Here is a 23,662-nt window from a genome sequence, read left to right as displayed (position 1 = left end):
TTAAGAACGATGGGCTTCGTATACGTCCCGTTTTGTATGGTATTGCAGGGCTTTGATTTCCTGGCTGCTTAAACGCCGGGCCTCTGCAGCCGAACAGTTTTCTCTCAGCTGCTCAAGTGAGCTGGCTCCGGTGATGACAGAAGCGACGGCCTGCTGTGACAGTAAGTATTGAAGAGAAAGCTCCGTCATGCTCAAGTCAGGTGCGGCAGCGCTGATCGCTTTTTTGGTTTCTGCCAGTTCTGCAAAAGAATATGTTAAATAGCCGTTCTCTTTTACGCTTGCGGCCGCTTGATCAAGCGGTTTTTCCGTAAGAAGCCCTTTAGCGACAGGCCCTCTTGCGACTACGCTGATTCCGTTCTCCTCTAAAAGGGGAAGCCACTCCTCGGGACGCCGGTCCAGCAGGCTGTATTGCATCATAACGCTGGTGATATTTGATTTTTTCACATATTCTTTAATAACATTCGGACGAATCGAGGAAATGCCGTAATACCGGATGACACCTTCCTGTTTTAAGTCCTCAAATGCTTCGATCGTTTCGTCAATATGGTCTTCCATCGTGCCGCCATGCAGCTGATAAAGGTCGATATAGTCCGTTTTCAGCCGGCGCAGGCTGTTTTTGACCGCTTCTTTTATGTAGCCCTTGGAAGCGTCCCAATGCCAGCCGTCTTTATCATCATTCCAGCGGTTTCCGGCTTTCGTGGCTAAAATGATGTCGTGCCTGCGGTTTTTGACGGCCTCCCCGACAATTTCCTCATTTCTGCCGAAATCATAAAGATCAGCGGTATCTAAATAATTGATTCCAAGCTCGATCGCTTCATCCAAAATAGACAGCGCTTTAGCTTTATCCGTGCCCAGCGACATACAGCCGAGCCCGATTTCGCTTATTTCTAAATCAGAATGTCCCAGTGTGCGTTTTCTCATCGTTTCGCTCCTTTTTATAGTCTTTTACTGACCGTAATATAAAGGCGCGAAGTTTTCAACTGTTAAGGCCCGGTGATCCAATCTCCGACATAGCGGAATGTCCGTCCGTATTCTTTCAGTTTAGCCCGCACTTCCCACGCCTTTCCGACCAATACGATACTCTTATCCTTCCGGTACACCTTCAATCGAAAAGCACCTCCCTCTCATGCATGTATGATAAAATATATGAGGCATAATAGAGAGACAGAACGGGAGATGACATGATGAAACATTTAGAAGAAAAAACACTTGCGAAAAAAAAGCTGTATGACGGGAAAGTCATAGATCTTTACTTAGAGGACGTAGAGCTTCCGAACGGAAAAACAAGCAAGCGGGAAATCGTCAAACATCCGGGAGCGGTGGCCGTACTTGCGGTGACCGAGGAAGGAAAAATCATTTTGGTGAACCAGTTCAGAAAGCCGCTGGAACGGACAATCGTTGAAATTCCGGCCGGGAAGCTTGAAAAGGGGGAAGAGCCGGAACATACGGCGTTAAGAGAGCTCGAGGAAGAAACGGGATATACGGCGGAAACCTTGACGAAAATCACCGCTTTTTATACATCACCCGGGTTTGCTGATGAAATCGTGCATCTCTTTCTTGCGGAAGGGCTTTCGCCGCTGGAAGAAAAACGAGAGCTGGATGAGGATGAATTTGTCGAAGTCATGCAGGTCACGCTTGAAGAGGCCGTGAAGCTGATTGAATCCCGCAGGGTGTATGACGCAAAAACGGCGTACGCGATTCAGTATCTCCAGCTGAAAGAAGCGCTGAAGGAAAAATGATGAAAACCATCTATGCGGATCTGCATATTCATATCGGCCGCACCTATACGGGAAAACCGGTCAAAATCACCGGGGCCAAAACGTTGACGCTGCACCGGATTTTAGAAGAAGTCAGTGAGGGGAAGGGAATTGAACTATTGGGCATTATCGACTGCCATTCCCCGGAAGTCATAGAAGAAATCGAGCGCGGAATTGATGAAGGCAGATACCGTGAGCTGAAAGAAGGCGGCATCCGGTATCGGAATACGACGCTTCTGTTGGGCAGTGAGCTTGAAATCTATGATCACACATGCCGCGGGCCGATTCACGTTCTCGTCTTTATGCCGTCTCTTGCCGAAATGAAGATGTTTTCTGAGTGGCTTGCAAAAAGGCTTAAAAATATCCATCTCAGTTCCCAGCGCATTTATGAAACCGGTTTGAATCTTCAAAGGAAAACAAAGGAATTGGGCGGCCTGTTTATTCCCGCCCATATGTTCACCCCGCATAAAAGCCTGTACGGAAAAGGGGTCATATCTTCTTTGACAGAAGTTTTCGACCCGTCGCTCATTGACGCGGCGGAACTCGGGTTAAGCTGTGACACCGACATGGCTTCGCGGGTAACAGAACTTGATCCGTATACATTTTTAACAAATTCTGATGCGCATTCCTTAGGAAAAATCGGCAGAGAATATAATGAAATGCTTCTTAAAGAAGCGAATTTCACGGAATTTTCGCTGGCTTTAAAAGGGAAGGACGGAAGAAAAATCACGGCGAATTACGGGCTGAACCCGAAGCTCGGGAAGTATTACCGGACGGCTTGCGACCGCTGCGGCAGCCCGGTTGAAAAAGGAGCTACCGCATGTCCGGAGTGCGGGGGGAAAACAATGACAAAAGGGGTCAGTGAACGGCTGGAGGAACTGAGCGGCCCGAAAAAAAGCCGCGTGCCGCGGCCGCCGTATATTCATCAAATCCCGCTGCAGTTCATTCCCGGGGTCGGGCCGAAAACGTTAGAAAAACTGAAGCGGGCTTTCGGGACGGAGATGGCGATTCTTCATCAGGCGCAAGAAGAGGAATTGGCGCGTGTCGTCCAGCCTAAAATAGCGGCTGTCATTCATAAAGCGCGCACCGGGCAGCTCGTCCTTGAGGCCGGGGGCGGAGGGACGTACGGCAGAATCAAGCCGTAAAAGCCGGTTTTTAGCGGAGCTCCTCCTGCACCTTCTTTTTCGTGCGGACAAACGCAATCAATTCGATGATTTCATCCTGATTCAGCGGCTGTCCGTCAACGGTCAGTGTGCCGCGGCCTTGTGCGGCGTTTGTTAATTCGATGGTCTGGGCAAACGGCTCCGCCTTTTTTTCAGTGCGCCCCAGTAAATCGTCGCACGTCGTGTCAAACAGATCGGCAAGCGTGCCCAGCGCCTCGAATGACGGACGCCGGTATCCTGATTCATACCCGGCGTACGTGCTTTTGGCGATGCCGAGACGGTCAGCCGTATATTGAAGAGACCAATTTTTCTTTTTTCTCAGTTCAGTTAAACGATCTAAATTCATATTCAAAACCGCTCCTTTTCACTTGAGCAAATTATATCATATCGATATGCAAAAGTGTACGCGAATTGAATAATAATCACTTGATTAATTTCATTCGTCTGTCTATAATTTGATTAAAAGTATGCGAAAAGCGAATGCTTAACACATCTTGAGAAATGGATGAAGAGGTGCAGGGTATGAAAAAATTATTGCTGTTAACAACCGGAGGAACAATCGCCTCAGTCGAAGGAGAAAACGGGCTTGCACCCGGGGTGAAAGCAGACGAATTGTTAACCTACGTATCAAAACTTGATAACGATTACACGATGGAAACCCATTCGTTAATGAACATCGACAGCACAAATATGCAGCCTGAATACTGGGCCGAAATCGCAAATGCTGTCAAAGAAAAATATGACGCATATGACGGGTTCGTCATTACGCACGGAACAGACACAATGGCCTATACATCAGCGGCACTGTCTTATATGCTTCAGCATGCTGATAAACCGATCGTCATTACGGGTTCGCAAATCCCGATTACATTTCAAAAAACCGATGCCAAAAAAAATATCACGGACGCGATCCGCTTCGCATGTGAAGGGGTGGGCGGCGTATACGTCGTATTTGACGGCAGAGTCATTCAAGGCACACGCGCCATTAAATTAAGAACGAAAAGCTATGATGCATTTGAGAGCATTAACTATCCGTATATCGCGTTTATTACCGAAAACGGAATTGAATACAACAAACAAGTGCACATGCCAAAAGACGATGCTTTTACGGTCAATACTTCACTTTGCACGGACGTGTGCCTGCTCAAGCTACACCCGGGGCTGAAACCGGAAATGTTTGACGCATTAAAGGGCATGTACAAAGGAATCGTCATTGAAAGCTACGGCAGCGGCGGCGTGCCGTTTGAAGGAAGAGACATTCTCGCCAAAGTCAATGAAATGATTGAAAGCGGCATTGTCGTCGTCATTACGACACAATGTCTTGAAGAAGGAGAGGACATGAGCGTCTATGAAGTCGGCCGAAGAGTCAATCAAGATCTCATTATCCGCTCCAGAAATATGAACACGGAAGCCATCGTGCCGAAATTAATGTGGGCGCTCGGCCAGTCTCACAACTTGGCTGAAGTCAAAAACATTATGGAGACACCGATCGCAGACGACGTTGTACTGTAAAAACATGACTACCACAAAGAGAAAGTAGGGTTTTAGCATGACAAACGCGCAAAAAGAATATCGTCAGGAAAAAGATTTCCTCGGAGAAAAACAAATTGAAGCTGATGTGTATTACGGAATACAAACGCTGCGCGCGAAAGAAAACTTTCCGATTACCGGCTACCGCATCCACGAAGAAATGATTAATGCGCTCGCCATCGTCAAAAAAGCGGCGGCGCTTGCCAACATGGATGTAAAACGGCTGTATGAAGGAATCGGAAATGCGATTGTACAGGCCGCAGATGAAATTCTTGAGGGAAAATGGCATGACCAATTTATCGTCGATCCGATCCAAGGGGGAGCCGGAACGTCCATGAACATGAATGCCAACGAAGTAATCGGCAACAGGGCCCTAGAAATCATGGGCCATAAAAAAGGTGAATACATTCACCTCAGCCCGAACACACACGTCAACATGTCACAATCGACGAACGACGTGTTTCCGACGGCAATCCATATTTCAACCTTGAAACTTTTGGATAAGCTCCTTGATACGATGGCGCATATGCTCAGTGTCTTTAAAGATAAAGCGAAACAATTTGATTCTGTCATTAAAATGGGGCGCACACACCTTCAGGACGCTGTGCCGATCCGTCTCGGACAGGAATTTGAAGCATACAGCCGCGTGCTTGAGCGTGACATAAAGCGAATTAAACAATCCCGCCAGCATCTGTATGAAGTAAACATGGGGGCAACGGCCGTAGGTACGGGACTTAACGCCGATCCGCGCTACATAGAACAGGTTGTGAAGCACCTGGCTGACATCAGCGGACTGCCGCTTGTCGGCGCCGGCCATTTGGTTGACGCCACACAAAACACTGATGCGTATACGGAAGTTTCAGCCGCGTTGAAAGTATGCATGATGAACATGTCGAAAATCGCCAACGATCTGCGCTTAATGGCTTCAGGTCCGCGCGCGGGACTTGCGGAAATTTCATTGCCCGCCCGTCAGCCGGGATCATCCATTATGCCTGGGAAAGTCAACCCTGTAATGGCAGAGCTGATCAACCAAATCGCCTTCCAGGTCATCGGGAATGACAATACGATCTGCCTCGCTTCAGAAGCGGGCCAGCTGGAGCTTAACGTAATGGAGCCGGTACTCGTATTTAACCTGCTTCAATCCATCAGCATCATGAATAACGGGTTCCGTTCATTTACCGATCATTGTCTGGCGGGAATTGAAGCCAACGAAAAACGTCTGAAGCAATACGTGGAAAAAAGCGTCGGCGTCATTACAGCGGTCAATCCGCACCTCGGGTATGAAGCGGCTGCGCGAATTGCCCGTGAAGCAATCATGACGGGGCAATCTGTAAGAGATCTTTGCCTTCAAAATGATGTACTGACAGAAGAAGAATTGGATATCATTTTGAATCCATATGAAATGACAAAACCGGGAATTGCCGGAAAAGATCTATTAGAAAAATAAATTTTAAAGCAACAACAGCCGCCTTTTCACGTTTTTTAGTGAATAGGCGGTTGCCATACAAAGGGATGAGGCAGTATAGTATAATTTGTTATATCATTTGATGAAAGCGTTTTAGCTTTTTTCTTCTAGGGGGATTTTCTTGTGAAAGAGGCCAGATTGCCAAATTTATTGGAAATTATTATCTTATTATTCGGGTTTTTAGCACTTGTCTTATCGTTCACAGTGTTTTTAGACCTGCCGATCCAGCTAGCTCTATTAATATCCTGGTTTTTCGCTATTATTCTCGGAGTCAGGCTGGGATATTCATATAAAGACTTGCAGGCTTCGATTGTCACCGGCATATCAAACGGTCTTGAAGCGGTATTGATTCTCGTTTCGGTCGGTGCGCTCATCGGGACATGGATTGCCGGCGGCGTTGTGCCGACGTTAATTTATTATGGTTTAGAGTTTATTAATCCTCATATTTTCCTTCTGGCTACACTGGTGATTTGTTCCGTTATGTCCGTTGCGACCGGAACGTCGTGGGGAACCGTGGGAACCGCGGGGATCGCCATGATTGCCATCGGAGAGGGAATGGGTATACCGCTTCCGATCGTAGCGGGAGCCGTTTTGTCCGGCGCTTACTTCGGAGACAAGCTTTCACCGCTGTCTGACAGTACGGTGCTTGCCTCCACGCTTTCTAAGGTGGATGTGCTGTCACACGTCAGAGCGATGATGTATCTGTCAATTCCGTCCTATATTATTACGGCCATTCTGTTTACCGTAACGGGATTTATATACGGCGGAAAAAATATTGATCTCGACAAAGTGGAATTTTTAAAATCTTCATTGCAGAAAACGTTTGATATTCATATATGGATGCTCATTCCGGCTGTTGTCGTCGTTGTCCTTCTGATTTTGAAAAAGCCGTCTATGCCCGTTATTATCATCGGTGCTTTGCTTGGCGCAATCTGGGCTTCCGTCTTTCAGGGAATGAATTTTGCCAGTGCCATAGCGACTGCTTATAATGGTTTTTCTATTAAAACGGACGTCGAATTTTTAAACGGCCTGTTAAACCGCGGAGGCATTACCGGTATGCTGGATACGTTAGTCGTTATCCTGTTCGGTCTCGGTTTTGGAGGAATTCTTGAGAAGCTCGGCGTATTAAAAGTGATTGTCTCAACTTTTGAGAAAAAGCTGACCACACCGGGAAATGTGACGCTTTCGACATTGATCGTCGCCCTTTTAGGAAACATTTTCGGCTGTGCGATGTACGTGTCATTGATCCTGACGCCGAAAATCATGGAGAACAGTTATGATAAACTGAAACTTGACAGAAGAGTTTTATCCCGGAACGCAGAGGTGGGCGGAACGCTTACTTCAGGGATGGTGCCGTGGTCTGATAACGGCATCTATATGGCCGGCATTCTCGGCGTATCCACATTTTCTTATCTGCCGTTCATGTGGCTCAGTTTTGTATCTATCGGACTGGCAATATTGTACGGATACACGGGGAAATTCATTTGGTACACGAAAGAAAAATCCTTGCAATCTCAAAAATTGGGTTAGGAGGTTCATTTCATGATTACAAAGCATATGATTCGGACGTTAATGATTGAAACGCCGACTGTTCCCGGAAATCTCGGAAAAGTGGCAACCGCCATCGGAGTGATGGGCGGAGATATCGGGGAAGTTGAAACCGTTAAAGTCGGCCCGAACTACACAATGCGCAACATTACGGTGCAGGCCGAAAATGAAGAGCAGCTGCAGGAAATCATTCAAGCCATTGAAGTTCTCGGTGAAGGCATCCGTCTTCATACAGTCTCAGATGAAGTGCTCTCTGCTCATGAAGGCGGCAAAATTCAGATGAAAAGCAAAATGCCGATTCGGACATTGGCTGAGCTTGGGCGTGTTTATACGCCGGGTGTCGCCGATGTGTGCAGACTGATTGAAAACGAGCCTGAAAAAGCGTCCATCTATACGACAATCAGCAATTCTGTCGCCATTGTCACCGACGGAACGGCGATTCTCGGCCTCGGCAATATCGGCTCTGTCGCCGGAATGCCCGTAATGGAAGGGAAAGCCGCGCTTTTTGACCAGCTGGCGGGTATCAGCGGAATTCCGATTTTGCTCGATACCTCTGATCCGGAAGAAATCATTCGCACGGTAAAACATATTTCTCCGGGGTTCAGCGGAATTCTGCTTGAAGATATCGGTTCGCCCCACTGCTTTGACATTGAAGACCGCCTGAAAGAAGAACTGGACATTCCGGTTATGCACGATGACCAGCACGGCACGGCGGTCGTCACGCTCGCCGCTGCCATTTCCGCTTGTAAAAGCGCCGGTCTTGATTTAAAAGAAGCGAAGGTCGGTCAGATCGGTCTCGGCGCGGCAGGCGTCGCCATCTGCCGCATGTTTATGGCATACGGAGTCAAAGCGGTCTGCGGAACGGACAAGTCAGAAGACGCAATGAACCGCCTCGCTCAGTACGGAGGTCAGCCGCTTGGAAGCATCAAAGAATTAATGGACACGTGTGACATTGTGATCAGCACCACAGGAGTTCCGGGTCTCATTAAAAAAGAGGATGTCAGAAAAGGACACGTCATTCTGGCTTTATCTAATCCGAAGCCGGAGATTGAACCGGAAGAGGCATTACAAGCCGGAGCCGCTTATGCAGCTGACGGCCGTTCGGTCAATAATGTTCTCGGCTTCCCGGGGATTTTCCGCGGCGCGCTGAACGCCAAAAGCAAGAAAATCGACCATGAAATGCTTGTGGCGGCCGCAGAAGCCATCGCCTCTTGCACAAAACACGGCGATCTCGTGCCTCAGCCTTTGGATGCCGACGTGCATCAAGCCGTATCAGCAGCCGTAGAACGGGCCGCGGCAGGGAAATAAACAACTCTTACAGTACCGGATGTGTGCCGGTGCTGTTTTTTTATCATGAATAGGAAGCGGAATTCTTAGGCAGGCTAACAGATAGCAAAAGACGGAATAAAGAGGTGTCGATGTGGATTATTTTCCGCTGATCCATACAAATATTTGGGATGCTGTGATCGGCGTGCCGGTCGTCTTATGCGTCACACAGCTGATCAAAGTGTTCTGCCGGGTTCCGGGCATATTCGTTCCCACGATTGCCCTTGCTGCCGGAAATATAGTGTCTATCGTTTTCGGTCATCATGAACACGTGTATGCGGGGATTTTTATGGGGTTTTTTTACGGATACGCCGCAATGGGGAGCTATTCATCTGCCAAAACGTCTCTGCGCGCTTACCGGTCGAAACATGAGCCGTATTCATGAACACATCTGGATTTTTTTGTTATGATAAAGAAAAGGGAAAAAGGAGCGATTGGCACATGGCGAAGAGCAAAACGAAAAAAATGCGGGAGCATCTCAAAAGAAACGGAATGCGTGACGCAGTCCTGTCAAGGGGGACGGCGCCGTCTTTCAGCACCCATGAAAGAGTGACGAAGACCAAAAAAGACAGGCTTGAAAGAATAAAGCATAAAAAAAGGAACCCCTATGATCACCGGAGTGATGACGGGGGTTCTTTTTTTATGCCCGAATCTCGCGCCTTTCTATGATTTCTCTGTCATGTTTTCTCTTTTCTTTCATACAATCTACTAAATCAAGTCAATAGATTAGCGGGAGGAAAGCGGTATGAGAAAACAATCGTACAAAGAACTGTTTTTTCGCCATGTAAAGGATCATCTGTCACTTTATATATTTGTGTTCGTCTTGTTTTTGATGGGGGTCATTTTCGGGGCGATCATCGTCAACAGCATGACCATCACGCAGAAAGAAGATTTGTATTACTATTTAAGCAAGTTTTTCGGACAGCTGTCTGACGGAAAACATGCCGGCGCTTCAGAAATGTTTTGGCAGGCCGTCTTTCATGATGTAAAATATTTGGGGCTGATGTGGATCCTCGGTATTTCCGTGATCGGTCTTCCGGTTATTTTCATTATGGTGTTTTTAAAAGGAATCGTCGTCGGCTTCACGGTCGGTTTTTTAGTGAATCAAATGGGGATGAACGGGTTTTTCCTGTCATTTATTTCGGTTCTGCCGCAAAACGTCGTTCTCATTCCGGCGTATCTTATCATGGGGACATGCTCCATCGCTTTTTCACTGAAACTGATCCGGCAGCTGTTTGTCAAACGCAGCCTTCATGACGCGCCGATCCAATGGTTCGGACGCTACGCCTTCGTGCTGATTCTCATCGTTTTCTTCTCGGTCATCGCTTCGCTGCTCGAGGCGTACGTGTCTCCGCTGTTTATGGAAAAGCTGTCATCACGCATATTTTAGAATGATTATCACAAAATAATACTTTTATTTATCAGTTTATAATAATTATAGTTGGAACTCTGCGCGTATTTTGTTATAATGAGTCATGGAATGCGGCGTAGGAGGGAAAGACATGGAAAACCGTATTGATCGAATTAAAAAGCAGCTGCACTCGTCAAGCTACAAGCTTACGCCACAGCGGGAAGCAACGGTAAGAGTGCTGCTTGAAAACGAAGAAGACCATTTAAGCGCAGAAGATGTATACCTCCTCGTAAAAGAGAAATCTCCTGAAATTGGTCTCGCTACAGTATACCGTACATTAGAATTATTAACAGAATTAAAAGTCGTTGATAAAATTAACTTCGGGGACGGCGTATCCCGCTACGACCTTCGCAAAGAAGGCGCGGCTCACTTTCATCACCATTTGGTGTGCATGGAGTGCGGAGCCGTCGATGAAATTGAAGAAGATCTGCTTGAAGACGTTGAAGAAGTGATTGAACGTGATTGGAAATTTAAAATTAAAGATCATAGATTGACTTTTCACGGAATCTGCCACCGCTGCCGCGGGGATGAAACAGAGTAAAAGCCTACGAACCTTTTCTGCCAGGAAAGGGTTTTTTGCTGTTTTTATGTATAAAAGCCTTTGAAATTGGCATAAGGTGTACTAACAGCCGCCAAAAGAAAGGGTCGATCGAAAGATGGGCAGATTCTTAAAAACAGCCGCGGATACGATCAAAGTGTTTATTCTGTTCACAGGTTTTACCGCGCTGTTCTATTATGCTATGATATGGGTGAATTCAGAGTATGAAAACTATCATCGGTACGATAAACCGGAAGGCTCCGCCGTCAAAGTGGCCAAAACGGAACATGAGGAGAAAGACGGCTGGTTCGGCCGATTGATCTTTTTTTACCAAAACGGGGAGTAGATCAAGAGTGAAGGATCAAATTAAGGATTTCATCCATTATGTGAGGGTTGAAAGAGGGCTGTCCCAAAATACGATGATGTCCTATGAGCGTGATCTGAAAAGTTATTCTCTCTTCTTAACTGAAAGCCTTCAGATCACTTCATGGAATGATGTGACCCGTCTTCATATTATTCAATATTTAAAGCATATAAAGGACTCCGGGAAATCCGGCAAGACGTCTGCGAGGCATTTGGCGTCGATCCGGTCTTTTCATCAATTTCTGCTAAGGGAAAAAGCCGCGGATAAAGATCCTTCGGTACATATTGAAACACAAAAAACAGAGCGGACGCTTCCGAAAGTATTGGCGCTTCACGAAGTTGAGCGGTTATTGGACACGCCTAAGCTTGACAGTCCGTTCGGCCTCAGGGATAAAGCCATGCTTGAACTGCTGTACGCAACCGGCATCAGGGTCAGCGAGATGATCGAGCTGAAATTATCCGACGTCCATTTGACGATGGGATTTGTCCGCTGCTTCGGAAAAGGGCGGAAAGAGCGGATTGTGCCGATTGGTGAAGCCGCTTCTCATGCGATAGAAGCATACATTGAAAAAGCCAGAGGGAAATTATTAAAGAAAAATGTAACCGAAGCGCTTTTTCTGAATCATCACGGCAGGCAGATCAGCCGTCAAGGTTTTTGGAAAAACCTGAAAAAAATCGCACTTGAAGCGGGGATTAAAAAAGAGCTGACACCGCACACGCTTCGGCACTCTTTTGCAACGCACCTGCTCGAAAACGGCGCGGATCTGCGCGCCGTGCAGGAGATGCTCGGACATGCCGATATTTCCACGACGCAAATTTATACGCATGTGACGAAAACAAGGCTGAAGGACGTGTACAAACAGTATCATCCGCGCGCTTAGGAGCCGCTGCCAGAGGGGCCGCGGCTTTTTTGCCGGATTGGCGGAATACAGAGAAGGTTCTAATTATTTGAATCGGCATTGTCAACAGGAATGTAAACGGTTTATACTTGAGTTGTCTGACCTCTGTAAGCTACAATGGACAGATGGAAGAAAAGGAGGCTTTTATGATGTCTGAATACAAATATAACCGGGTATTTTTGATCGTAATGGATTCTGTCGGAATCGGTGAAGCGCCGGACGCCGCCGATTTTAATGATATAGGCGCAAATACGCTCGGACACATCGCAGAGCACATGAACGGCTTACATATGCCCCATATGGCGCAGCTCGGTCTCGGACTGATCGGAGACATTAAGGGCGTGGAAAAAACGGAGCACCCTCTTGCGTATTACGGAAAAATGCAGGAGGCGTCAAACGGGAAAGATACGATGACGGGGCACTGGGAGATTATGGGCCTCTACATTGAAAAACCGTTTAAAGTGTTCCCGGAAGGATTTCCGGATGAACTTCTTCAGGAACTTGAGCGGCGTTCAGGACGGAAAATCATCGGAAATAAGCCGGCTTCAGGCACGGCGATTCTGGACGAGCTCGGAAAAGAACATATGGAAACGGGTGCGCTGATCGTTTATACATCAGCAGATTCCGTGCTGCAGATTGCAGCTCACGAAGATGTCGTTCCGCTTGACGAACTGTACAGCATCTGTGAAACGGCCAGAGAACTGACGCTTGATCCGAAGTACATGGTCGGCCGGATTATCGCAAGACCGTTCGTCGGAGAACCGGGCAGCTTCAAACGCACGCCGAACCGTCATGATTATGCGCTCAAACCGTTCGGCCGCACCGTAATGAACGGAATGAAAGACAGCGGATTAGACGTCATTTCCATCGGCAAAATTTCTGATATTTATGACGGAGAAGGCATTACATCTTCCCGCCGGACGGTATCTAATATGGACGGCATGGACAAAGTGATTGAAACGCTCGGTGAAGAGTTCACGGGCCTGAGCTTTGCCAACCTCGTTGATTTTGACGCGCTGTACGGACACCGCCGCGATCCGGAAGGGTACGGAAAAGCGCTCGAGGAATTCGACGCAAGGCTTCCGGAAGTGTTTGAGAAAATGAAAGAAGACGATCTGCTTATCATCACTGCGGATCACGGCAATGATCCTGTCCATCACGGCACGGATCACACGCGGGAGTATGTGCCGCTTCTTGTGTACAGCAAAAAGCACAAACACACTGAACAGCTGCCGCTTGCGGATACATTTGCCGATATCGGCGCAACCATTGCGGATAATTTCAAAACGGAAAAGCCGGAATACGGAAAAAGCTTTTTATCAAGATTACAGTAGGGGGGACTTTTTTTGAAACAAAAGATCGAACGTGCTGCTGCATTTATTAAAGAACACGTGAAAGAAACACCAAAGATCGGTCTGATTTTAGGGTCAGGGCTCGGCGTATTGGCCGATGAAATTGAAGGAGCTGTCAAGCTTACATATGAAACGATCCCTGATTTTCCGGTCTCAACGGTAGAAGGCCATGCCGGCCAGCTTGTGATGGGAACGCTTGAAGGTGTGCAGGTCATCGCGATGCAGGGCCGCTTTCATTACTATGAAGGCTACTCAATGGATCAGGTCACATTTCCCGTCCGCGTAATGAAGGCGCTCGGCGTTGAATCCCTTGTCGTGACGAACGCAGCCGGCGGTATCAACACTGAATTCCGGGCCGGCGATCTGATGATTATTACAGACCACATCAACTTTACGGGCACCAACCCGTTAATCGGGCCGAACGAAGCTGAATTCGGACCGAGATTCCCGGACATGTCAGAAGCCTATGACAAAGAGCTGTCAGGCTTGGCTGAAAAAACGGCCGATGAGCTGGGCATTCCTGTTCAAAAAGGGGTGTATACAGCTGTTACGGGGCCGTCTTACGAAACGCCAGCTGAGGTTCGGTTTTTAAGAACGATGGGTTCTGACGCTGTAGGCATGTCGACCGTGCCGGAAGTCATCGTCGCCAACCACGCGGGGATGCGCGTGCTCGGCATCTCATGCATTTCCAACGCGGCGGCAGGTATTCTTGACCAGCCGTTATCCCATGAAGAAGTAATGGAAATGACGGAAAAAGTAAAAGGCGGCTTTTTGAAGCTTGTAAAAGCCGTAGTCGCACGATCTCAAAAATAAGTCAGCATAAGTCAGCTGTTTCTTCGGAAGCAGCTGTTTTTTTGTGCCCTCAACACGAAACATTTTCCAGATGAGGCGTATAAAACCACCGGATTTGGAAAAAATAAAAAGGATTATGAAATGGAGGGCTTTGGAGATGAAACGTCTTATATCCACTTTGTTGATTGGCATTTTATTAACGGCATCAGCACCGTCCGCTTTTGCAAAGCCGGACGGAAAACATACATCGGAGCTCGCTCATGAAGCCAAAAGCGCCGTGCTGATTGAACGCGATACGGGAAGCATTCTTTATAACAAGAACAGCCGGGAGCGTCTGGCGCCGGCAAGCATGACGAAAATTATGACCATGCTTTTAATCATGGAAGCGCTTGACAAAGGGAAAATAAAGATGAGCGATAAAGTCAGGACGAGTGAACATGCCGCGTCCATGGGCGGATCACAGATTTTCCTTGAACCCGGAGAAGAAATGACGGTAAAAGAAATGCTCAAAGGAATTGCGATAGCTTCCGGAAATGACGCATCCGTCGCAATGGCGGAGTATATTGCCGGTTCAGAAGAGGATTTCGTCAACCGGATGAACAAAAAAGCAAAAGAATTGGGATTGAAAGATACCTCCTTCAAAAACCCGACGGGACTGCCTGAAAAAGACCATTACAGCTCTGCTTATGACATGGCGAAAATGGCGAAGGAATTATTAAAGTATGATAAAATCACTCAATTTACGGGAACGTATGAGGATTATTTAAGAGAAAATACAGACAAAAAGTTCTGGCTCGTCAATACAAACCGGCTGATCAAATTTTATCCGGGTGTAGACGGCGTGAAGACGGGCTTTACAGGCGAAGCGAAGTATTGTTTAACCGCCACCGCTAAAAAAGGAAATATGAGGGTCATTGCTGTTGTTTTCGGAGCCAGCACTCCGAAAGAAAGAAATGCCCAAGTGACCAAAATGCTTGATTACGCCTTCAGCCAGTTCAAAACACACCCGCTGTACAAACGGGATCAAATCGTCGGAACGGTAAAAGTGAAAAAAGGAAAACAGAAACTGATCAAGCTGACCACATCTGAGCCGATTTCTCTTCTGGCCAAAAAGGGAGAGAACATGGACAAAGTAAAAAAAGAAGTGAAAATCAACGGCAATGTAACGGCTCCGGTTAAAAAAGGAGAGGTGCTCGGCAGCCTCGTTCTGAAAAAAGACGGAAAGGTGCTCGTTGAAAGCCCGGTCACGGCAAAAGACGACATGGAAAAAGCGGGTTTTCTCACTTTTCTGAAGCGGACGATGGGAGATTGGACTAAATTTAAATAATCGTGGCGAACGGGCACTAGTTTTGTCATAGTGAAGGAATTGCTTTCCCGAAAATCGAAACACTCATTATCCGATCATATCAAGGAGGAATGAGCATGAGCCTTGGAATTGACTTTCATGTCAAAGAATCCGTGCTTTGTATTCGATTAACAGGTGAACTCGACCATCATACGGCAGAATCATTAAAACAAAAGGTTACTGAATCGCTGGAGGCTGACGGCATCCGTCACATTGTGCTGAACCTTGAAGATCTTACCTTCATGGACAGCTCCGGCCTCGGCGTGATTTTAGGGCGTTATAAACAAATTAAACAGCTCGGCGGAGAAATGGTCGTGTGCGCGATTTCACCCGCGGTGAGACGTCTGTTTGACATGTCCGGCCTGTTTAAAATCATCAGGTTCGAACAATCAGAACAAAAAGCGCTTTTAACGTTGGGGGTGGCATCATGAAAAACGAGATGCATCTTGAATTTTCAGCCCTCAGTCAGAACGAATCGTTTGCGCGCGTAACAGTTGCTTCTTTTATCGCACAGCTCGACCCGACGATGGATGAGCTGACGGAAATCAAGACCGTCGTATCAGAAGCGGTAACAAACGCGATCATCCACGGCTATGAAGAAAACTGCGACGGAAAGGTGTACATCTCCGTTACGCTGGAGGATCATGTCGTCTATCTGACCATACGTGACGAAGGCCTCGGGATCACGGATCTTGAGGAAGCGCGCCAGCCGCTATTTACGACAAAACCCGAGCTTGAACGCTCCGGAATGGGCTTTACCATTATGGAAAACTTCATGGATGATGTCACGATTGATTCCTCGCCGGAGATGGGAACGACGATACGCTTAACAAAACACCTATCAAAAAGCAAAGCGCTTTGTAATTAAGGAGATTTGTTATGGATGTGGAGGTTAAGAAAAACAGCAAAAACGCGCAGCTCAAGGACCATGAAGTCAAAGAATTAATCAAAAAGAGCCAAGAGGGCGACCAGCAGGCAAGAGACCTCCTCATAGAAAAAAACATGCGTCTTGTGTGGTCCGTCGTTCAAAGGTTCTTAAACAGAGGCTATGAGCCGGACGATCTGTTTCAGATCGGCTGTATCGGATTGTTAAAATCCGTTGATAAATTCGATTTGTCCTATGATGTCCGTTTTTCAACTTATGCCGTGCCGATGATTATCGGAGAAATCCAGCGCTTCATCCGCGATGACGGAACCGTCAAAGTTTCAAGATCTTTAAAAGAGCTCGGCAATAAAATACGCCGGGCGAAAGATGAACTGTCAAAAACATACGGAAGAGTGCCGACCGTCCAGGAAATCGCGGACCATTTAGAAATTGATGCGGAGGATGTGGTGCTTGCGCAGGAAGCGGTGCGGGCGCCTTCATCCATTCATGAGACCGTGTATGAAAATGACGGAGACCCGATCACCCTGCTTGATCAGATCGCCGATCATTCAGAAGAGAAGTGGTTTGACAAAATCGCCCTCAAGGAAGCGATCAGTGATTTGGAAGAACGGGAAAAACTCATTGTCTATCTGAGATATTATAAAGATCAGACACAGTCGGAAGTAGCCGAACGGCTCGGGATTTCCCAAGTCCAGGTATCGAGGCTGGAGAAAAAAATATTAAAGCAGATTAAAGTGCAGATGGATCATACGGAAAGCTGACCTTTTACGGGCCGGCTTTTTTTATTTGTGCATCGGTGGTAATTTATGGTCTTTTGCCGCTGATGAATGAGAACAAAAGTGAACCGCATACTACATATATAACCACCCGAAAGATGGTGATGCAAGATGGAAAGACGAATATTTCTCAGACTTCGCCACCGCGTGAAGGCTCATACCGGAGATATCATCACAATCGGCGACGCCGCGCAGATCGCGGGACAGCAAAAGCTGAAAAAAAAACTGTCGGCACTGCCGCTGTATAAGGTCACGAAAAAAGACAAAAATATCGTCGTGCTGGACATCATAAAAGTGCTGAAAACCATTCATACCGCTTTTCCCGCTCTTGATGTACAGACCGTCGGCGGCGCTGAAACGATAGTGGAAATCCATTACCAGAAAAAGCAGCTGTCAGCCGTTTTGTTCGTCGGTGTCTGGCTCCTGCTTTTTATCGGTTCATGTCTTGCCATTATGAATTTTCATGAAGATGTCAGTATGAGAGAAGTTCATATCGCCTTATATGAAATCATAACGGGCGAACGGAATGAATATCCGTATCTGCTTCAGATTCCGTACAGCATCGGCCTCGGTCTCGGTATGATCGTCTTTTTTAATCACATCTTCAAAAAACGCCTGAATGAAGAGCCAAGCCCGCTGGAAGTCGAGATGTTTAATTATCAGCTTGATCTCGATCATTATGTCGCAATGCACGAAAATGAAGAGACGATGAAAGATCTGCATGATCGTTAGCATTCTTTTCGTTATATTTGTCGGGCTTGGCGGAGGGCTGACCGTGGGTGCGGGCTTTGTGGCTTTTTTAACCGTTATGGGAATCGTCCCCCGCCTTATGCAGCTGACAAAAACAATGCGCTTTGTACAGGCCTACGAAGGAGCTGTTATTTCAGGAGCTGTGTTCGGCGGCTGGGAAACCTTAAATATGAATCATTTTTTTTTATCTGAATGGCTGGCCGTTCCGGTCGGGCTTTTGGCCGGCATGTTTGTCGGCATGCTGGCCGCCGCGCTTACAGAAGTGCTGAATGTGCTTCCCATTCTTGCCAAACGGATCGGCTTCGGCAGCAAAATCATCATATTGCTGATGGCCATTGTGTTCGGCAAAATAGCCGGCTCTTTATTTCATTGGCTGTATTTTATCCATCATTCATAAGGAGGAACCGACATGACAAACTTAAAAGAAAATTACAAAACAAAAGTGAAAGACTATCAGCCGAAACCGCCATATGTTTGGAATTGCGTCAAAGCCTTTCTGATCGGCGGTTTGATCTGTCTGATCGGGCAGGCTCTTCAAGACTTTTACATCCACTTTTTTAATTTTAATGAAAAAACAGCGGGCAACCCGACGGCCGCCACTCTTATTTTAATTTCCGCCCTTTTGACCGGATTCGGCATTTATGACAGACTCGGGCAGTTTGCCGGAGCGGGTTCAGCCGTGCCGGTGACGGGTTTTGCAAACAGTATGACAAGCGCCGCTCTCGAACACAGAAGTGAAGGACTCGTACTCGGAGTAGCGACAAACATGTTTAAATTGGCGGGAAACGTCATTGTATTCGGCGTGGTGGCAGCCTATATCGTAGGCCTGATACGGTTTGCTTGTGAAAAACTGTTTTCGTAGGAGGAGAAAAAATGAAATTGACCGGAAAGCAAACCTGGGTATTTGAAAACCCGTTATTTGTAAATGCGGCGGGGACGGCAGCCGGACCGAAAGAAAAAGACGGCCCGCTCGGTTCGCTGTTTGATAAGACATACGATGAAATGCACTGCAATCAGAAAAACTGGGAAATGGCGGAACGTCAGTTAATGGAAGATGCCATCAACTCCGCTTTGCAAAAACAGAATTTGAAAAAGAGCGATATTGATTTGTTACTCGCGGGGGATCTTTTAAATCAAAATGTGACCGCCAACTACGTCGCCAGACATCTGAAAATTCCGTTCCTCTGTCTGTTCGGCGCCTGTTCGACTTCAATGGAAACGATTGCCGTCGCATCCGCGCTCATTGACGGCGGTTTTGCGAACCGGGCGATCGCAGCCACGAGCAGCCATAACGCGACGGCAGAACGGCAATTCCGCAATCCGACGGAGTACGGCGGGCAAAAACCGGATACCGCCACTTCAACGGTCACGGGGGGCGGGGCGGTCATCATCAGTCAAAACCCTTCTGATATCAAGATTACAAGCGCAACAGTGGGAAAAGTAAGCGACCTCGGAATAACAGATCCGTTCGATATGGGATCCGCCATGGCGCCCGCTGCCGCCGACACAATCAAACAGCACCTGCAGGACTTAAACCGCACGGCGGATGATTATGATCTGATTTTAACGGGAGACCTTTCAGGCGTCGGCTCGCCGATCGTGAAAGATTTGCTCAAAGAAGAAGGCTATCCCGTGGGAACGAAACACGATGACTGCGGTCTTCTCATCTATACGCCGGACCAGCAGGTGTTTGCGGGCGGAAGCGGCTGCGCCTGCTCTGCGCTTGTTACGTACACACATATTTTTAACCAATTAAAAGCGGGGACTCTAAACAGAGTACTCGTTGTCGCGACAGGAGCGCTTTTAAGTCCGACAATGATCCAGCAGAAGGAAACCATTCCGACCATCGCGCACGGTGTGGTATTTGAGCGGGCGGGAGGTGCATCATAAATGGAATATCTGTTGGCTTTTGTTTGCGGGGGAATCATATGCATTATCGGTCAGCTGCTGCTTGACATTTTTAAACTGACACCCGCCCATGTGATGACAACTTTTGTCGTCATCGGCGCCTTGTTAGATGGGTTCGGAATTTATGACAAATTTATCGAATTCGCAGGCGCGGGCGCGACGGTTCCCATCGTCAGCTTCGGTCACAGCTTATTGCACGGCGCCATGCATCAAGCTCACGAGCATGGATTTATCGGGATCGCCATGGGGATTTTTGAACTTACTTCCGCCGGTATATCTTCAGCGATTTTATTCGCATTTCTTGTAGCCGTTATTTTTAAACCGAAAGGATAATGCCTGATGACGAAACGGAAGGTCATTCTTGTGACAGACGGGGACGTATACGCCGCCAAAACAATTGAATACGCCGCGGAAAAAGCAGGCGGACGGTGTATTTCCCAATCAAAGGGCAATCCGTCAACGAGAAGCGGCCCCGAACTTGTTCAGCTGATTAAAGCCGCGCCGAATGACCCGGTGTTTGTCATGTTTGACGATTCAGGCCTGCAAGGGGAAGGGCCGGGCGAAACGGCGCTGAAATATGTCGCCTCACATCAGGACATTGAAGTGCTGGGGGTGATTGCGGTCGCTTCTAAGACCCATCAGGCAGAATGGACGAAAGTCGATGTCTCCATTGACCGTGATGGAGAAGTGACGGAGTTTGGCGTCGATAAAACCGGAATGAGAGAAATGGACGAGCACAGAATGAACGGAGATACGGTGTATTGTCTGGATAAATTGGACGTTCCCCTCATTGTGGGCATCGGCGACATAGGTAAGATGGGAAGAAAAGATGACATATCAAAAGGCTCGCCGATCACGATGAAGGCGGTCGAATTCATTTTAGAAAGGAGCGAAAGCCATGCCGGAAAAACCGGAAAACATGATCAAGGTGTACCGGGATCCTAGAAAAAATGAACAATTTTTTAAAGACCGCGTCGGTATGGGAACGAGCTATGATGTCGGCGTCCGCAAAGTTCGAGTATTAGACCGGGAAGTCCAGATTTACTTTGTCAACGGATTAACCGATACTTTGTTTATCATTCATTTAATGGAACAGCTCGTCGACGTCAATAATTATGACGAGAATGCGGATGAAGCGATTGACGTTGTTGAAAACAGACTTGTCAATCAGCAGGTTCAAAAAGTCAAAACGCTCGACGAAGCAACGGATCAAGTTCTTTCCGGACTTGTGGCGGTTATCGTTGAAGACGCGGGCTTCGCCTATATCGTTGACGTCAGAAGTTATCCCGGACGCACGCCTGAAGAACCGGATACGGAAAAGGTCGTCCGCGGGGCAAGAGACGGTTTTATCGAAAATATCGTCATTAATACAGCATTGATCAGAAGACGAATCAGGGACGAAAGGCTCCGCGTCAAAATTACGAAAGTCGGCGAGCGCTCTAAGACCGATCTTGCGATTGTGTATATAGAGGACATCGCTGACCCGGACCTTGTCAGCATCGTCGAAAACGAAGTGAATGCGATTGACATTGACGGACTGACGATGGCTGATAAAACGGTGGAGGAATTCATCGTCAAACAAGGCTACAATCCGTTTCCGATGGTCAGATACACGGAGCGGCCGGATGTGGCCGCCAATCACATTTTGGAAGGGCACGTCATCATCGTCGTCGATACGTCACCGAGCGTGATCATAACGCCGACAACAATATTTCACCATGTTCAGCATGCGGAAGAATACAGGCAGGCGCCTTCAGTGGGCACATTTTTAAGATGGATCAGGTTTTTCGGTATTATCGCTTCAACCGTTCTGCTTCCGATTTGGTTCCTCTTTGTTCTCGAACCATCTCTTCTGCCCGAAAGATTGGATTTTATCGGTTTAAATAAAAATACGCACATCCCGATCATTCTGCAAATCTTTTTGGCCGATTTGGGGATTGAGTTTCTCAGGATGGCCGCGATCCATACGCCGACCGCTTTATCCACCGCCATGGGTCTGATTGCGGCGGTGCTGATCGGTCAAATCGCTATAGCGGTGGGGCTGTTTTCAGCAGAAGTGATTCTGTACGTATCGATCGCCGCCATCGGATCATTTACCACGCCGAGCTATGAGCTCAGCCTCGCCAATAAAATGATACGCCTCATCTTAATGGTTCTCGTAGCCATTTTCCAAGTGAAAGGCTTTGTGATAGGTTTTACATTGCTGCTGATCATAATGGCGAATATCCGCTCGTTTCACACGCCGTATTTATGGCCGTTTTTACCGTTTAACGGCAAGGCGCTGTGGCAGGTGCTCGTCCGGACGACAGTGCCGGGAGCGAAAGTCAGACCGAGCATTGTTCACCCGAAAGACCGTCAAAGACAGCCAAGCGGTTCATAATCGCATTGAAACCGACAGAAGATTATGATATTGTATGTCTTAACTTATACGGGACTTGTATAAGGACAGCTCAAAAGAAGCTGTCCTTTTCACCCATATGCGGATCAGAAAGAGGGAATGAGCATTGTTCTTACATGGCACAAGCAGACAAAACAAACTAGGTCATTTGGAAATCGGAGGTGTGGACGCGCTGTATTTAGCGGAGCATTACGGCACGCCTCTTTATGTTTACGATGTGGCTTTAATACGTGAGCGCGCTAAAAGCTTTAAACAGGCATTCATTGACGCGGATTTAAAGGCGCAGGTCGCGTACGCGAGCAAGGCGTTTTCTTCCGTTGCGATGATACAGCTCGCTGAGCAGGAGGGGCTCTCATTGGACGTTGTATCCGGCGGAGAGCTGTTTACGGCGGTTGCGGCTGGTTTTCCGGCTGACAGGATTCATTTTCACGGCAATAACAAAAGCGAAGAAGAGTTGAAAATGGCGCTCGATCATCAAATCGGCTGCATTGTCGTTGATAATTTTTATGAAATATCCTTACTCGCGGGACTGTGCCGCAAATCAGGGCGCACAATGGATGTGCTTCTGCGGATCACTCCGGGGGTAGAGGCGCATACGCATGATTATATTACGACGGGACAGGAAGATTCCAAATTCGGTTTTGATCTGCATAACGGGCAAATAGAAAAGGCGATTGAACAAGTATTACAGTCAGACCATATCCGCCTTCTCGGCGTTCACTGCCACATCGGATCGCAAATTTTTGATACGGCGGGCTTTGTGCTGGCCGCAGAAAAAATCTTCACAAAACTGAATGAATGGAGAGAATCATTCGGCTTTGTCTCTGAAGTGCTGAATTTAGGGGGCGGCTTTGGCATCCGCTACACGGAGGAGGATGAACCCCTTCATCCTGCCGTTTATGTGGAAAAAATTATCGAAGCGGTAAAAGAAAACGCAGCGCTGCACGCTTTTGACATTCCGGAGATCTGGATTGAACCGGGACGCTCGCTCGTCGGAGACGCCGGAACGACGCTTTATACCATCGGTTCGCAAAAAGAAGTGCCCGGCACCCGTAAATATGCAGCGGTTGACGGGGGCATGAGCGATAATATCCGTCCTGCGCTGTATCAGGCGAAATATGAAGCTGTATCGGCAAACAGAATCGGAGAACACCACGATAAAACGGTATCCATCGCGGGCAAGTGCTGTGAAAGCGGTGATATGCTCATTTGGGATATAGATCTTCCGGAAGTGAAAGAAGGCGATCTTCTCGCCGTTTTCTGCACGGGAGCATACGGATACAGCATGGCTAACAACTACAACCGCATTCCGCGTCCCGCCGTCGTTTTTGTGGAAGACGGCGAAGCGTATCTTGTCATTAGAAGGGAAACTTATGAAGACATTGTAAAACTGGATCTGCCGTTTAAGACGGGGGTCAAACAATAAATAAAAAAGAGACCGGAACAATGGCGTCC

At 47.6% G+C, this 23,662-nt stretch carries 29 protein-coding genes; 26 read left to right on the top strand and 3 right to left on the bottom strand.

The genetic code is table 11. The features are described from left to right. Window positions 1-921 carry an aldo/keto reductase gene (locus NYE68_RS12785; protein WP_144664570.1) on the bottom strand — a complete coding sequence of 307 codons (921 nt, stop codon included), beginning with the start codon at window positions 919-921 and terminating at the stop codon, window positions 1-3. A 62-nt stretch (window positions 922-983) separates the two neighbouring features. Continuing rightward, window positions 984-1,106, bottom strand: coding sequence for a Z-ring formation inhibitor MciZ (gene mciZ, locus NYE68_RS12780; protein WP_003153315.1), 123 nt, complete (start codon window positions 1,104-1,106; stop codon window positions 984-986). Between the two features lie 78 nt (window positions 1,107-1,184). On the opposite strand from mciZ, the gene NYE68_RS12775 reads away from it, so the two are divergent. Together NYE68_RS12775 and NYE68_RS12770 are read left to right on the top strand one after the other, a co-directional pair. Further along, window positions 1,185-1,739, top strand: a complete 555-nt coding sequence (locus NYE68_RS12775) for an NUDIX hydrolase (RefSeq protein WP_003153317.1) — start codon at window positions 1,185-1,187, stop codon at window positions 1,737-1,739. Next, the gene (locus NYE68_RS12770) at window positions 1,739-2,902 is read left to right on the top strand and encodes a TIGR00375 family protein (protein WP_324636744.1); all 1,164 of its coding nucleotides are present in this window, start codon (window positions 1,739-1,741) and stop codon (window positions 2,900-2,902) included. Before NYE68_RS12775 ends, NYE68_RS12770 begins: the two co-directional genes overlap by 1 nt. A 10-nt stretch (window positions 2,903-2,912) precedes the next feature. On the opposite strand, the gene NYE68_RS12765 is transcribed toward NYE68_RS12770, so the two are convergent. Continuing rightward, window positions 2,913-3,266, bottom strand: coding sequence for a helix-turn-helix transcriptional regulator (locus NYE68_RS12765; protein WP_007409399.1), 354 nt, complete (start codon window positions 3,264-3,266; stop codon window positions 2,913-2,915). 176 nt (window positions 3,267-3,442) lie between these two features. Between NYE68_RS12765 and NYE68_RS12760 the strand changes: the two genes are divergently transcribed. The 24 genes from NYE68_RS12760 (at window position 3,443) to lysA (ending at window position 23,633) form a co-directional block, all read left to right on the top strand. Beyond that, window positions 3,443-4,432 carry a type I asparaginase gene (locus NYE68_RS12760; RefSeq protein ID WP_003153321.1) on the top strand — a complete coding sequence of 330 codons (990 nt, stop codon included), beginning with the start codon at window positions 3,443-3,445 and terminating at the stop codon, window positions 4,430-4,432. A gap of 37 nt (window positions 4,433-4,469) precedes the next feature. Continuing rightward, window positions 4,470-5,897, top strand: a complete 1,428-nt coding sequence (gene aspA, locus NYE68_RS12755; RefSeq protein WP_003153322.1) for an aspartate ammonia-lyase — start codon at window positions 4,470-4,472, stop codon at window positions 5,895-5,897. Window positions 5,898-6,038: 141 nt separating this feature from the next. Continuing rightward, window positions 6,039-7,445, top strand: a complete 1,407-nt coding sequence (gene nhaC, locus NYE68_RS12750; protein WP_007409401.1) for a Na+/H+ antiporter NhaC — start codon at window positions 6,039-6,041, stop codon at window positions 7,443-7,445. 12 nt (window positions 7,446-7,457) lie between these two features. Then, window positions 7,458-8,771 carry an NAD-dependent malic enzyme gene (locus tag NYE68_RS12745; RefSeq protein WP_063094867.1) on the top strand — a complete coding sequence of 438 codons (1,314 nt, stop codon included), beginning with the start codon at window positions 7,458-7,460 and terminating at the stop codon, window positions 8,769-8,771. A gap of 112 nt (window positions 8,772-8,883) precedes the next feature. Further along, entirely contained in the window at window positions 8,884-9,174 is a 291-nt protein-coding gene (locus NYE68_RS12740; protein WP_039254632.1) for a hypothetical protein, read from the top strand. Window positions 9,175-9,230: 56 nt separating this feature from the next. Beyond that, the gene (locus NYE68_RS12735) at window positions 9,231-9,458 is read left to right on the top strand and encodes a hypothetical protein (protein WP_012117898.1); all 228 of its coding nucleotides are present in this window, start codon (window positions 9,231-9,233) and stop codon (window positions 9,456-9,458) included. 76 nt (window positions 9,459-9,534) lie between these two features. Beyond that, window positions 9,535-10,179 (top strand): stage II sporulation protein M, encoded by a 645-nt coding sequence (gene spoIIM / locus NYE68_RS12730; RefSeq protein ID WP_003153328.1) that lies wholly within the window; start codon window positions 9,535-9,537, stop codon window positions 10,177-10,179. 112 nt (window positions 10,180-10,291) lie between these two features. Beyond that, a complete protein-coding gene (fur, locus tag NYE68_RS12725; RefSeq protein ID WP_003153330.1) occupies window positions 10,292-10,741 on the top strand; it encodes a ferric iron uptake transcriptional regulator in 450 nt (149 codons plus the stop codon). Window positions 10,742-10,856: 115 nt separating this feature from the next. Further along, a complete protein-coding gene (locus NYE68_RS12720) occupies window positions 10,857-11,084 on the top strand; it encodes a YqzK family protein (RefSeq protein ID WP_003153331.1) in 228 nt (75 codons plus the stop codon). Window positions 11,085-11,091: 7 nt separating this feature from the next. Continuing rightward, window positions 11,092-11,982, top strand: coding sequence for a site-specific tyrosine recombinase XerD (xerD, locus tag NYE68_RS12715; protein WP_007612347.1), 891 nt, complete (start codon window positions 11,092-11,094; stop codon window positions 11,980-11,982). A 167-nt stretch (window positions 11,983-12,149) separates the two neighbouring features. Next, entirely contained in the window at window positions 12,150-13,334 is a 1,185-nt protein-coding gene (gene deoB / locus NYE68_RS12710) for a phosphopentomutase (RefSeq protein WP_015417748.1), read from the top strand. Window positions 13,335-13,346: 12 nt separating this feature from the next. Beyond that, a complete protein-coding gene (locus NYE68_RS12705) occupies window positions 13,347-14,165 on the top strand; it encodes a purine-nucleoside phosphorylase (protein WP_007409407.1) in 819 nt (272 codons plus the stop codon). A gap of 136 nt (window positions 14,166-14,301) precedes the next feature. Then, window positions 14,302-15,471 (top strand): D-alanyl-D-alanine carboxypeptidase family protein, encoded by a 1,170-nt coding sequence (locus NYE68_RS12700; protein WP_225046397.1) that lies wholly within the window; start codon window positions 14,302-14,304, stop codon window positions 15,469-15,471. 95 nt (window positions 15,472-15,566) lie between these two features. Beyond that, window positions 15,567-15,920, top strand: a complete 354-nt coding sequence (gene spoIIAA, locus NYE68_RS12695; RefSeq protein ID WP_007409411.1) for an anti-sigma F factor antagonist — start codon at window positions 15,567-15,569, stop codon at window positions 15,918-15,920. Further along, window positions 15,917-16,357, top strand: coding sequence for an anti-sigma F factor (gene spoIIAB / locus NYE68_RS12690; protein WP_003153347.1), 441 nt, complete (start codon window positions 15,917-15,919; stop codon window positions 16,355-16,357). Before spoIIAA ends, spoIIAB begins: the two co-directional genes overlap by 4 nt. An 11-nt stretch (window positions 16,358-16,368) precedes the next feature. Continuing rightward, the gene (gene sigF / locus NYE68_RS12685; RefSeq protein ID WP_003153348.1) at window positions 16,369-17,136 is read left to right on the top strand and encodes an RNA polymerase sporulation sigma factor SigF; all 768 of its coding nucleotides are present in this window, start codon (window positions 16,369-16,371) and stop codon (window positions 17,134-17,136) included. 126 nt (window positions 17,137-17,262) lie between these two features. Beyond that, window positions 17,263-17,883, top strand: coding sequence for a stage V sporulation protein AA (locus NYE68_RS12680; RefSeq protein WP_007409412.1), 621 nt, complete (start codon window positions 17,263-17,265; stop codon window positions 17,881-17,883). Continuing rightward, complete coding sequence (locus NYE68_RS12675; RefSeq protein WP_029326122.1) at window positions 17,873-18,298, top strand: stage V sporulation protein AB; 426 nt, start codon at window positions 17,873-17,875, stop codon at window positions 18,296-18,298. The genes NYE68_RS12680 and NYE68_RS12675 overlap by 11 nt, the downstream gene beginning before the upstream one ends. 12 nt (window positions 18,299-18,310) lie before the next feature. After that, entirely contained in the window at window positions 18,311-18,763 is a 453-nt protein-coding gene (spoVAC, locus tag NYE68_RS12670; protein WP_003153353.1) for a stage V sporulation protein AC, read from the top strand. A gap of 11 nt (window positions 18,764-18,774) precedes the next feature. Then, window positions 18,775-19,791 carry a stage V sporulation protein AD gene (gene spoVAD / locus NYE68_RS12665; protein WP_015240132.1) on the top strand — a complete coding sequence of 339 codons (1,017 nt, stop codon included), beginning with the start codon at window positions 18,775-18,777 and terminating at the stop codon, window positions 19,789-19,791. Next, window positions 19,792-20,142 (top strand): stage V sporulation protein AE, encoded by a 351-nt coding sequence (gene spoVAE, locus NYE68_RS12660; protein WP_007409415.1) that lies wholly within the window; start codon window positions 19,792-19,794, stop codon window positions 20,140-20,142. Window positions 20,143-20,145: 3 nt separating this feature from the next. Next, window positions 20,146-20,754, top strand: a complete 609-nt coding sequence (locus NYE68_RS12655; protein ID WP_025284950.1) for a stage V sporulation protein AE — start codon at window positions 20,146-20,148, stop codon at window positions 20,752-20,754. Next, window positions 20,708-22,189: a spore germination protein gene (locus NYE68_RS12650; protein ID WP_060674364.1), complete on the top strand. Its 1,482-nt coding sequence runs from the start codon at window positions 20,708-20,710 to the stop codon at window positions 22,187-22,189. The genes NYE68_RS12655 and NYE68_RS12650 overlap by 47 nt, the downstream gene beginning before the upstream one ends. A 124-nt stretch (window positions 22,190-22,313) precedes the next feature. Next, entirely contained in the window at window positions 22,314-23,633 is a 1,320-nt protein-coding gene (gene lysA, locus NYE68_RS12645; RefSeq protein WP_060674361.1) for a diaminopimelate decarboxylase, read from the top strand. Window positions 23,634-23,662: the final 29 nt, after the last annotated feature.

The organism is Bacillus sp. FSL R5-0447, from assembly GCF_038606125.1.
In the GTDB taxonomy this organism is placed as follows: Bacteria; Bacillota; Bacilli; order Bacillales; family Bacillaceae; genus Bacillus; species Bacillus velezensis.
Note: the sequence above shows the minus strand (reverse complement) of the source record. Positions and strands in the feature narration are given on the sequence as shown.